The 6,130-nt window shown below is 60.9% G+C and carries 6 protein-coding genes; 2 read left to right on the top strand and 4 right to left on the bottom strand.

Going from position 1 to position 6,130, the window contains the following annotated elements:
* Together IVB32_RS33345 and IVB32_RS33340 are read right to left on the bottom strand one after the other, a co-directional pair.
* The coding region (locus IVB32_RS33345) for a sugar ABC transporter ATP-binding protein (protein ID WP_247412794.1) at positions 1 to 1,112 on the bottom strand (1,112 nt) is incomplete at its 3' end.
* A gap of 65 nt (positions 1,113 to 1,177) precedes the next feature.
* Positions 1,178 to 2,143 carry a sugar-binding protein gene (locus IVB32_RS33340; protein ID WP_247367143.1) on the bottom strand — a complete coding sequence of 322 codons (966 nt, stop codon included), beginning with the start codon at positions 2,141 to 2,143 and terminating at the stop codon, positions 1,178 to 1,180.
* A gap of 255 nt (positions 2,144 to 2,398) precedes the next feature.
* Here IVB32_RS33340 and IVB32_RS33335 point away from each other — a divergent pair, with 255 nt between their 5' ends.
* Both IVB32_RS33335 and IVB32_RS33330 read left to right on the top strand, forming a co-directional pair.
* Positions 2,399 to 3,661, top strand: coding sequence for an ROK family protein (locus tag IVB32_RS33335; RefSeq protein ID WP_204510522.1), 1,263 nt, complete (start codon positions 2,399 to 2,401; stop codon positions 3,659 to 3,661).
* 597 nt (positions 3,662 to 4,258) lie between these two features.
* Positions 4,259 to 5,029, top strand: a complete 771-nt coding sequence (locus IVB32_RS33330; RefSeq protein ID WP_247412792.1) for a hypothetical protein — start codon at positions 4,259 to 4,261, stop codon at positions 5,027 to 5,029.
* Positions 5,030 to 5,066: 37 nt separating this feature from the next.
* On the opposite strand, the gene IVB32_RS33325 is transcribed toward IVB32_RS33330, so the two are convergent.
* Together IVB32_RS33325 and IVB32_RS33320 are read right to left on the bottom strand one after the other, a co-directional pair.
* Complete coding sequence (locus IVB32_RS33325) at positions 5,067 to 5,387, bottom strand: tetratricopeptide repeat protein (RefSeq protein ID WP_247412790.1); 321 nt, start codon at positions 5,385 to 5,387, stop codon at positions 5,067 to 5,069.
* Positions 5,388 to 5,759: 372 nt separating this feature from the next.
* Positions 5,760 to 6,014 carry a hypothetical protein gene (locus tag IVB32_RS33320; RefSeq protein WP_247412788.1) on the bottom strand — a complete coding sequence of 85 codons (255 nt, stop codon included), beginning with the start codon at positions 6,012 to 6,014 and terminating at the stop codon, positions 5,760 to 5,762.
* Positions 6,015 to 6,130 lie beyond the last annotated feature (116 nt).

The following is a 6,130-nucleotide window of genomic DNA, read 5'->3' as shown; positions in this document are numbered from 1 at the left end:
CTGACCAGCCACATCCGCGCGTGATCCAATAGGCTCGCCAGCGTCATGTTCTCGCGGATCGGCAGCTCCAGCACGAGCCCGGATTTCTTGCGGTCCTCCGGCACCAGATAGATGCCTTGGCTGATCGCGTCGCGCGGCGATGCGACAGCGACCGGTGCGTTGTCGATCCTGATCTCGCCGCCCAGCAGCGGGTCAATGCCGAAGGCGGCGCGGGCAAGAGAAGTGCGGCCAGCGCCCACGAGCCCCGCCAGTCCCAGGATCTCGCGATGCCGCACGGAAAGATCAACCTGCCGGTCGGGAAAGGCCGATGTCACGACGCCGACGATATCGCAGCCGCCCGGCTGCGGCGCCTGTTTCGGCGGGGTATGCAGCGCTTTCAGGTCGCGACCGATCATCAACCGGATCATCGCGGCATGGCTTAGCTCGTTCCGCGCCAGCTCTCCCACCGTGCGACCGTCACGCAGCACCACGACGCGGTCGGCGCAGGTCATGATCTCTCCGAGCCGGTGAGAGATATAGATCACCGAAATGCCGTGCGCCTTCAGATCGGCAATCACCTCCAGCAACCGTTCGGTCTCCGAGATCGTCAGGCTGGAGGTCGGCTCGTCCATGATGATCACGCGGGCGTCGATCGAGAGCGCCTTGGCGATCTCCACCATTTGCCGCTCGGCGATGGACAGGTCTTCGACCAGCGTGTCCGGCGCGAAATCGGCACCCAGCCGCTCCAGCAGCGGGGTCACGCGAGCACGCATCTCGGCATTGTCCACCAGCTTCAGCGGCCCGCCCATCAGCTTCTCGCGCCCGATGAACACGTTGGCTGCGACGTCGAGATTCTCGAACAAGTTCAGCTCCTGGTGCACGAAGGCGATGCCGGCCCGCGTCGCCTCGGTCACCGTGGTTCGGGCATACTCGCTGGTGCCGATGCGGATCACGCCTTCGCTCGGCGCAATCACGCCACCCAGCACGCGCATCAGCGTCGACTTGCCGGCGCCGTTCTCGCCGATCAAACCCAACACTTCGCCGCGATAGACGCGCAGATTGACGTCGTCGAGCGCCCTGACCCCGGGATAGGTCTTGCTGATCCCGCTGAGCTCCAGCAGTGTCTCTGCCATGTCTCCGCTTCCCTCCCGCCCAAAGCCCGGCCACCGTGGCGGCCGGGCCGTGAAGCACGCTGAAGTCACTTCTTCAGCAGCTCCTTCAGATGAGCGGTAAACTCCGCAACGTTGGACTTGCTGACCACCTGGGTCGGCACGATCAGCTTGCTATCAGCCGGAATCCAGGACTTGTCGCCGTTCAGCGTCTTGATGATGTTGATGGCGGAGAGATACCCGAACTCGTACGGCTGCTGCACGACAGTGGACTCAATCGTCCCGTCGGATATTCCCCGCAGCGTGCGCTGGTCTTCGTCGAAGCCGACTATTTTCACCTTGCCGGCCTTGCCAGCCGCCTTGACTGCGTCATAGATCAGCGGAGTCTCGTAGCTCCAGAGGCCGGACAAAAGCGCGATGTCGGGATATTTGACCAGCACGTTCTCCATGTTCGCCTTGGCCTTGGCGAAGTCCACCTGGTCGGTGAACACGTCGACCAGCTCGACCTTGGTGCCGGCGATCGCGTCCTTGATACCCTGCACCCGCTCGCGGGCGTTGTCCGCGTCCATCGTGCCGACGAACAGGGCGATCTTGCCGCCGCTCGGCAACGCCTTCTTGATCTCCTCGCCTGCCTGGCGCCCGGCCGCGACGTTGTCGGTGCCGATATAGGCAAGACGCTTGCTCTGCGGCGCGTCGCTATCCGTCGTGATCAACACGGTCTTGGCCGCAACCTTGTTGAGCTCTTCGGTTGCGTGCGGCGCATCGTCGACCGAGATGGAGATGCCGGCGACGCCGCGCACCAGCAGGTCGTCCAGCTCGCGCCGCTGGCCCGCCGCCGTCGCTTCGTTGGTGACGATCAACTGGATGTCGTATTCCGGGTGCTCCTTCTGAGCCTTTTCGAGCCCGCGGCCGGCGATCGTCCAGAAATCGGCCGCGGCATTGGTGACCAGCGCGATAGTCTTTTTCTGCTGGGCCTGCGCCGCCCCCGTGGCGATGGCCAGCGCAGCTGCGGTCGCAAACAGCGACACCATTAGCTTCTTCAGCGATTCGTTCATGTACACCTCCCTTGGGTCACCCCCGTTCAGGGGTTTCACGCGCTTATGCGCTATCTTTTATTTACGTCGCGAACAAATGCCGCAGGGCAAACCAGCCGGATCAGGATGTACTTGCCCCTTCTTCAAGTCTAAATAGTACAGATGGTACGATAATAGTAAATATAGCTGCTGAAAACCGAATCCGATTGTGCTTTTCCGGTCACACACGCATCCCATCCCCTCCATTAAATTTACCTGATGAATTAAAGAGGCAGCATGGTTGACCAAATTGAGCCGTCCAGACGCGTGTCAAACACGGCCCGTGAATCCAACCGCGGCCGTCTCGTCGATGTCTTGCGACGCCAAGGGCCGCTGCCGCGCGTGGCGCTCGCCCGGAGTACAGGGCTGAGCTTCCCGGCCGTTTCCGGCCTGACGTCGCGGCTGATCGCAGAAGAGCTGCTCTGTGAGACCGAGACGGCGGCAACGCCGTGGTCCGAGGACGGCGAGGAAGAAGATGCGGACGGGCTGAATGGCCGCCGCCGCGGCCGGCCGGCCGTGCTGCTGACCCTGAATCCGGAGTTCGGGCGCATCGCCGCGGTCTCCGTGCGCATGAACCTGATCGAGACGCTGATCGCGGATTTCCGGGGCTCCGGCGTGGCGCAGTCGCGACTTGCACTGTCGACGCGCGCGCTCGATGCAGGCGCGCTGCGCGATCTCGTGATTGCGCAGATCAATGCGCTGCTCGATGCGACGGCGACGCCGCGCCATCGGCTGTTGGGAATTGGGATTGCGCTGCAAGGCATCGTGAACGTCGACACCGGCACGACACTGTGGAGTCCCGCGCTGTCGATCACCGAAGTCGATCTGGCGACGCCGATACGTCAGGCGTTCGGCGTCGATGTCGTCATGGCGAACGACGCTGTCGCGGTCGCGCTCGCCCTCACGGCCGCCGAACCGGCATTGGCGCAAGGCCTCTCGGCCACGATCATGGTCGGTCACGGCATCGGGATGGGCGTCGTTGCCGATGGTGAAGCACGCTGGGGCGCCGGCAGCGAGATCGGCCATGTCAAGCTGGCGCCGGACGGGCCGCAATGCCGCTGCGGCCAGCGCGGCTGTATCGAGGCCTATCTTGCCGATTACGCGCTCTACCGCGACGCCCGCACCTTTCTCGATCTGCCGCCGGCGGACTCGCAGCAGCCATCGGAGGGACAGATGGCCCTGTTGCGCGAGCGCGCGCTGGGCGGCGATCCGCGTCTCGAGCACCTATTCCTGCAGGCGGGTCGCGCGCTCGCCGAGGCGGTCGCAGCAACGATATCCGTGCTGCGGCCGCACCATGTCATCCTGGCGGGTCCGGGCCTGATGGCATTCGACATGATGCGCCACGCATATGAAGAGCGGCTTGAGCAGGCGGTGTTGCCATGGCTGCTGAGGTCCACGGCGATCCATCTGCGTCCAAGCGAGTCGGCGGTCATTGTCGAGGGCATGGTGCGACGGACGCTGCGGGTCGTGGACCAAAACCACATGGAAGCGACCGAATAAGCGCCGCGAGCAGCTTGCGCGCTGGCTGGGGCGGGAGGGATCGAACCTCCGAATGGCGGAATCAAAATCCGCTCGATTTATAGTGATTTCAAGGCGCATTTGGAAAAAATGGTCGAAACACGCTCCAGTAATTTCAGTAGGTTGGCTAGTGTTTCCAAATGAAAAGGGGGCAGCTAGCGATCGATCGAGCAACGCAGCTGCCCTTCAGATTCGCTTAGTCATGGCGCGCTATCACGCATGCAAGCGCGTTGGCGTAAGCGTCTGAAGATCCCGATAAAGCGGCTCATTAAGAGACAGCCACAGGGAGAACAACCAATAACTTACCGGTCGCACCCTGGGCTTAACCAGCTGAAATTGGGCATTCGTCGCACGACATGGTGCCTCATTGCACTGTCTATGGTCCGCGTGGTCGGAACGTGCATTCGCGGGGCGAACCTTGGCATCTGTTGGTGCCCTATCTCCTGAAGCTATCCTCAGAACGGTTCACGGCGCGGCCTGGCGCCTTTTTCGTTCCGATTGATCCAATCTTCGGGTACCCTATTCTATCCGCGTCGGCGGAACTGCTGAAGTTGATAGATGGCTCCACGGAGAATGGAGATGGGCCGGCTCGATAAGCAGATGGATCCCTTCCACCCTGCCGCTCATCTGACTACGGAGGATCGCGTCCCCGAGGATCTAGAGCTTGAGCAAGTCGACACGGCGTCGTTAGTTGATCCGGCCCGAGAGGAAGCCGCCTCGTCGCCCGCGCATTTTGGGTCAGGCCGGCCGGCGGCAAGCGTAACGGGCTCTACCGACTGGATGCACCGAGCACGCCGCATCTGGCGGAGCCATCTCCAGCGCGAACAACTCCCCCGGACGGCCGGACGGTCGATGGGAAACTTTGAGCGGTGGTTGATCGCATTGCTGAGCGTCGGCTTTGTCGTGGGCTGCGTTTGCGCGATCATTGTCTTCATGCAGGCCAACGCGCGCAAATTGGAGATCGCAGCACTGCAACGTGACATCATCGCGCTCAAGCTACGCGTAGCCAGGCTCGATCAGATCGCAAGCACCAATGAGATACGTGAAAAAGCAAGCAGTGAAACATCCAAGCCGCCGTCGGAGACCCGTCCTGACCAGGCTCCGCTCATCCTATCACGTGAAGAGATTCAGCTTATCCGAGACTATATCAAGCCTGCACCAGTTGCAGGCTCCGCGACTGAGACGATCAAGGTCGGCGAACCCGTCGTGGGAGACACCGTTCCGTTTCCCTCTCCGATCACGGAGAAGGTGCGGAAACTGCTCGGCGCACGATTTACCGTTCGCAATGGCGTTGTTGTCATCGTCCGCAGCGGCAGCCGTCACGCTGATGCTGTGATTGGGCCAAATTGACGAGAACTGGCCGTGAGCGCAGTATCCGGTCGATTGCTTATGGCTGGTTGTTTGGTGGTCTTTCAATGAACCGCCGGCTGCCATTGAGAAGCTCGAGGTTATTGGCGATGACCGGATTACCTGGGTCGAGCGAATAGGCCTTCTCGAATTTCCGTCGCGCTGCATTCAGATTGCCGCGCAGCATGTACGAATATCCCTGGTCATTCAGAATCTGAACGGTTTCGCCTCCCAGCCGGATCGCTTGCGCATAGGCCTGATCGGCCAGATCGAAACGACGCAGCTTGTCGTAGCTCGCTGCCAAACCCGAACCCAGCCGGTGAATTTCCCTGCGAACAGGGAATTCTACAGGGAAATCCAAGCGGCGGAGGCTTCCCATGCATCAGTCCAGTGAGCGCATCGGGACCATCGCAGCGGCGCTTGCCCGAGCGCCGGCAGAGCTAACGAACCCGGAGCCTGAAAAAACTCTCGATCGATAGCCCATGGTACCGGCTGACGAGAAAAGCTGCTCTATTTCAGAGGCTTGCGCAGTTTAGCCCAATTTACGGAGGAATACCCGAACAGGTTTGAAACAAGTGACGAACAGGCTCTCAACAGGTGCCAAACACGATCGCATCTCGCTCATACAAGTTACATCCGATCCGCACTAGGGGCCGGCGCATCGCCAAACCACAAAAAAGGGGAGCGCGAGAAGCGCTCCCCAAGGGCGAATGAGAAATTCGTGAGCTATTTGCTAAAGCAAGTAATCCGGATCAATCTTCATGCGCAACAGCGCTAGCACACGCTTGTATTCGTCTGTGACGTCTTCAGGAAACATGCGGATGCGGTCTTCAGCCTCAAATATGAGTTCGAGACTCTTAAGCTGCTGCTTGACATGCTCGAACGTGTAACGTTCCCGCCTCTTATTATATTCGCAAATCGCCCGCATATCGCCGGATGCGGCCCTAATGACCAGCTGCTTGTCTATTGCAAGGCGTGCAGGGATCATCTCGCGCTTATTTCCGGCAACGACAGGGACAAGCGTAAGCGCTTAGCCGCAACCCTATTGAGGCTGGCTTGACGTTTTGCGGAATCGCCACGGCATGAGGTCTTCGATGCGGCTAT

It is taken from the genome of Bradyrhizobium sp. 23 (genome assembly GCF_023073295.1).
Taxonomy (GTDB): Bacteria; Pseudomonadota; Alphaproteobacteria; order Rhizobiales; family Xanthobacteraceae; genus Bradyrhizobium; species Bradyrhizobium canariense_D.
This window is presented reverse-complemented; position numbering and strand designations above follow the sequence as displayed.

Bases quoted from the DNA above. Each gene is read 5' to 3' on its own strand.
- IVB32_RS33340 (WP_247367143.1), bottom strand. From the start codon at position 2,143: ATGAACGAATCGCTGAAGAAGCTAATGGTGTCGCTGTTTGCGACCGCA.
- IVB32_RS33335 (WP_204510522.1), top strand. From the start codon at position 2,399: ATGGTTGACCAAATTGAGCCGTCCAGACGCGTGTCAAACACGGCCCGT.
- IVB32_RS33330 (WP_247412792.1), top strand. From the start codon at position 4,259: ATGGGCCGGCTCGATAAGCAGATGGATCCCTTCCACCCTGCCGCTCAT.
- IVB32_RS33320 (WP_247412788.1), bottom strand. From the start codon at position 6,014: ATGATCCCTGCACGCCTTGCAATAGACAAGCAGCTGGTCATTAGGGCC.